The sequence below is a fragment of the Bacillus sp. JJ1764 genome (genome assembly GCF_036962145.1).
Classification (GTDB): domain Bacteria; phylum Bacillota; class Bacilli; order Bacillales; family Cytobacillaceae; genus Neobacillus.
Genome location: NZ_JBALNY010000215.1, coordinates 2,386 through 6,522, shown reverse-complemented (window position 1 = coordinate 6,522; position 4,137 = coordinate 2,386). Strand labels below are relative to the sequence as shown.

The window sequence follows — 4,137 nt, the reverse complement described above, 5'->3', positions numbered from 1 at the left end:
TTCTTGAGAAATTTCGTGAAATGAGTCACTATGAGTCCAAATTTCGATCACAGGGCTTTCAACTAATTGCTGGCATTGATGAAGTAGGGAGAGGCCCTCTTGCTGGCCCAGTGGTTGCTGCAGCTGTGATCCTGCCCGATCATTTTTTTCTACCTGGTATCAATGACTCAAAAAAGCTATCTGAAAAAAAGCGCTTAGAATACGATGAAATGATCAGAAAAGAAGCCCTTTCTTTAAGTGTTGCCATGATTTCGGCACAAGAAATTGATGAAATAAACATTTATGAAGCAACTAAAAAGGCAATGAAAGCAGCAATCTCAGCCTTGCATCCTCATCCTGATTATTTATTAATTGATGCGATGAGGCTAGAGACACCATATCCGTCTGAATCAATTATAAAGGGCGATGCAAAAAGTATATCGATAGCGGCAGCTTCTATAGTGGCCAAAGTTGCCCGTGATCAATGGATGAAAGAGTTAGGAAAAGAATACCCCTATTATGGATTTGGGCAGCACATGGGATATGGTACAAAGGACCATATTGCAGCAATAGAAAAATACGGTATTACCCTTCATCATCGTAAAACATTTTCACCAATCAAGGAACTTGTTGAACCGAATCTATTTGAATTTCTAAATGAAACACAAGTGAATTAAGGATAAAAGACAAGCAGGTGAAGACCTGCTTTTTATTATGATGAAATAACGATTGTGGTAAAAGAATCTATATTTAATAGGGTTAAAAATTACCAAATATAAAGATAATATAATTTTTATGCTTATTGGTGGACAAGGCTTGAGTCATTATATAAAATGAAAACGGAGTCAGTTTTTTGAAAAGTTCGATTAGGAGGATGGGAAATGAATATCCATGAGTATCAGGGGAAAGAAATCCTCAGAAAATATGGGGTAATGGTTCCAAACGGGAAAGTGGCTTTTACTGTTGAAGAAGCGGTTGAAGCAGCAAAAGAATTAGGTACACAAGTTTGTGTTGTAAAAGCACAAATTCACGCAGGCGGCAGGGGGAAAGCCGGCGGTGTAAAAGTGGCAAAAAATCTTGATGAAGTTCGTACATATGCCAGTGAGATTTTAGGGAAAACATTGGTTACCCACCAAACAGGGCCTGAAGGTAAGGAAGTTAAGCGCCTCTTAATTGAAGAAGGCTGCGATATTAAAAAGGAATACTATGTTGGTTTAGTATTAGACCGCGCTACTTCCCGTGTTGTGTTAATGGGTTCTGAAGAAGGCGGTACAGAAATTGAAGAAGTAGCAGCTAAAACTCCTGAGAAAATATTTAAAGAAGAAATCGACCCTGTACTTGGTTTAATGCCATATCAAGCTCGTAGACTAGCTTTCAATATCAACATTCCAAAAGAACTAGTCAATCAAGCTGTGAAGTTTATGACTGGTCTTTACAATGCATATATTGAAAAAGATTGTTCCATTGCTGAAATTAACCCATTAGTTGTAACAGGTGATGGAAAAGTTATGGCTTTAGATGCCAAATTAAACTTTGATTCTAATGCTTTATACCGTCAAAAAGATGTTCTTGAATACCGTGATCTTGAAGAAGAAGATCCAAAAGAAATCGAAGCATCTAAATATGATTTGAGCTATATTGCTTTAGATGGAAATATCGGCTGTATGGTTAACGGCGCCGGATTAGCAATGGCTACTATGGACATTGTTAAGCATTATGGCGGCGAACCGGCTAACTTCCTTGATGTTGGGGGCGGTGCTACAGCAGAAAAGGTTACTGAAGCATTCAAAATTATCCTTTCTGATCCTAATGTAAAAGGAATTTTTGTCAATATCTTTGGTGGTATCATGAAATGTGATGTTATTGCTGAGGGTGTCGTGGAAGCAGCTAAACAAGTTGGCTTAAGTATTCCGCTTGTTGTTCGTTTAGAAGGTACTAATGTTGACTTGGGTAAGAAGATTCTTTCTGAGTCCGGTTTAAACATTATTGCAGCGGAATCAATGGCTGATGGTGCACAAAAAATCGTTTCATTAGTGAAATAGGATCGAAGAAAGGGGAATTAACGTGAGCGTTTTTATTAATAAAGATACGAAGGTTATCGTACAAGGGATTACAGGCGGTACAGCCCGCTTCCATACAAAACAAATGCTAGAATATGGTACTCAAATCGTAGGAGGAACTTCTCCTGGTAAAGGCGGACAAGAAGTGGAAGGAGTACCTGTATTTAATACGCTAAAAGAAGCGGTTGATACTACAGGTGCAAATGCTTCTGTTATCTATGTACCGGCACCGTTTGCTGCCGATTCAATTATTGAAGCGGTTGATGCTGAATTAGATTTAGTTATTTGTATTACCGAGCATATTCCTGTATTGGATATGGTGAAGGTAAAACGTTACATGGAAGGCAAAAAGACTCGTTTAGTGGGTCCAAACTGTCCTGGAGTAATTACTCCTGATGAATGTAAAATCGGTATTATGCCTGGATATATTCATACAAAAGGACATGTTGGAGTTGTTTCCCGCTCTGGTACGTTAACCTATGAGGCTGTCCATCAATTAACTCAAGCGGGAGTAGGTCAAACAACTGCGGTTGGAATAGGTGGAGACCCGGTCAACGGTACAAACTTTATTGATGTTCTTAAAGCATTTAATGAAGATCCAGAAACCTATGCTGTTATCATGATCGGCGAAATTGGCGGAACGGCTGAGGAAGAAGCGGCACAATGGATTAAGGCCAATATGACTAAGCCTGTTGTCGGCTTTATCGGCGGCCGAACAGCACCTCCAGGAAAACGTATGGGCCATGCTGGTGCCATTATTTCAGGCGGAAAAGGCACAGCAGACGAAAAGATCCGTGTTATGAACGAGTGCGGTATTAAAGTAGCTGAAACTCCTTCTGTCATGGGTGAGACATTAATTGAAGTGTTAAAAGAAAAAGGCCTTTACGAAAAGTGTAAAACTCATTAAAAAATCACCTTGTTTAACATAAAAGTCCCTCATTCAGAGTGGGGGACTATTTCTTTATATCAATTTTTGGAGGTATCCATATGGAAGTATTTAAAGAAAAATTAATTGCCTTACTTCACTATCCCAATTCCACTTGGAAAATGGTTTTTCAAATCTTGAAGCAAGACCCTTCCTTAGATTCTTTTAATCCTCTTGAGACTGATAGTGATTTTTATGATATAATGAACACCTCACCTCAAACTCCTATCCTTCAACCCTCATTATTCTTCCATCCTGAAACAATCCGTGACCAAATTCGCCAGTATAAAAACAACCAGATTTCTGTAGTAACGATATTCGATAAAGAATATCCCCAACATTTGAAAGAAATTTATCAACCTCCATGGGCACTTTTTGCTAAGGGAGATCTATCACTATTAGCAGCCAATCCAAAACTTGCCGTAGTAGGATCGCGACAAGTCACCCAATATGGAATAAATGCCATTCGTCATATTTTTCCGGAATTGATTAAAAATGATGTTCTGATAGTGAGTGGGTTGGCAAAAGGAGTCGATACGCTCGCACACGAATACGCCATGAAAAATCATGGGAAAACCATTGCGGTAATAGCAGGAGGGCTATATCATATATATCCTAGGGAGAATATCAATCTTGCGTTAGATATGATGAAAACACAACTGATTGTCTCCGAGTACCCGCCGGATACGAAGCCGCAAAGATGGCATTTTCCTGCTCGAAATCGAATTATTAGCGGTTTATCAAAAGGTACATTTATAATAGAAGCTAAACGAAAAAGCGGGTCCTTAATAACAGCGAATTATGCGGTGAATGAGGGGCGGGATGTTTTTTCGCTCCCAGGAAGTATTTTCAACCCGAATTCTAACGGGGCGAATGAGCTAATTCAACAAGGTGCTAAACTTGTAACTGGGGCAGAGGATATTTTAGAAGAAATTAGATAAAACTCTAACTAATAGTGATGAAAATAGGAAAATATACTGTTTTTTTGAATAAACAACGAAAAATTAACATAAAAAGGTTGAAATTANNATATGTATTACATTTTCCAACAGATGTTCGAAAAAAAGAATATATAAAAACTGGTAAAATAAGATGGATAATAATATAGAATTGAAAAATATGGGATATGGAAGTTTTGTAAAGTATTTTTTAAAGATAAGTTGTCATTAATGT

General features: G+C 38.1%; 4 protein-coding genes. All 4 read left to right on the top strand.

What is annotated here, in order from left to right:
- Positions 1-656: ribonuclease HII (locus V7083_RS22315; protein WP_335482216.1), on the top strand; the 656-nt coding region annotated here is incomplete at its 5' end.
- A 204-nt stretch (positions 657-860) separates the two neighbouring features.
- Positions 861-2,021: an ADP-forming succinate--CoA ligase subunit beta gene (sucC, locus tag V7083_RS22310; RefSeq protein WP_335482214.1), complete on the top strand. Its 1,161-nt coding sequence runs from the start codon at positions 861-863 to the stop codon at positions 2,019-2,021.
- A gap of 22 nt (positions 2,022-2,043) precedes the next feature.
- Entirely contained in the window at positions 2,044-2,946 is a 903-nt protein-coding gene (gene sucD / locus V7083_RS22305) for a succinate--CoA ligase subunit alpha (protein ID WP_335482212.1), read from the top strand.
- An 80-nt stretch (positions 2,947-3,026) separates the two neighbouring features.
- Positions 3,027-3,905 (top strand): DNA-processing protein DprA, encoded by an 879-nt coding sequence (gene dprA / locus V7083_RS22300; RefSeq protein WP_335482211.1) that lies wholly within the window; start codon positions 3,027-3,029, stop codon positions 3,903-3,905.
- The last annotated feature ends 232 nt before the right edge of the window (positions 3,906-4,137 follow it).

What these genes read in the sequence shown, in the direction of transcription:
- sucC (WP_335482214.1), top strand. Translation starts at nt 861, where the DNA reads ATGAATATCCATGAGTATCAGGGGAAAGAAATCCTCAGAAAATATGGG.
- dprA (WP_335482211.1), top strand. Translation starts at nt 3,027, where the DNA reads ATGGAAGTATTTAAAGAAAAATTAATTGCCTTACTTCACTATCCCAAT.